Here is a 387-nt window from a genome sequence, read left to right on the forward strand (position 1 = left end):
CGGTAAATTTAGAATAAAAAGGGATGTTACAAATAATACTTTTTCACTAATTAATCTTATGCCAAATAACGCTAAGATAGAATATGCAAGGGATAGTAATACAGCCACTTTTAAAGCAGATGCCTTTACCATAACAGCAGATAACGGATATAAGTATTTTTTTGATAAAGCAGACACTGCAAAATACGATTGTGGAGAGCTTATTATAGGCGGAAATTATTATAAACCATCCTACTACCTGAGCAGGATTCTAAATCCGTTGGGAGTAGAAGTAGCTGTAATGGCATATGATGAAAGAACAAAATATTCGGAAACTGGTACGAAGAGCCTTATATTTCTCCAGAACAAATTGAAGACGATTACCAGCAGAAGCGGACAGGTGGTATT

The 387-nt window shown here is 35.1% G+C and carries 1 protein-coding gene; it reads left to right on the forward strand.

Features of this window, described 5'->3' with window-relative positions:
• Positions 1 to 58: 58 nt before the first annotated feature.
• Positions 59 to 387, forward strand: a 329-nt coding sequence (locus SCA31_RS22595; RefSeq protein ID WP_410699294.1) for a hypothetical protein, incomplete at its 3' end; no start/stop codon positions are given.

The sequence above is a fragment of the Chryseobacterium sp. SIMBA_028 genome (genome assembly GCF_046535285.1).
GTDB lineage: Bacteria > Bacteroidota > Bacteroidia > Flavobacteriales > Weeksellaceae > Chryseobacterium.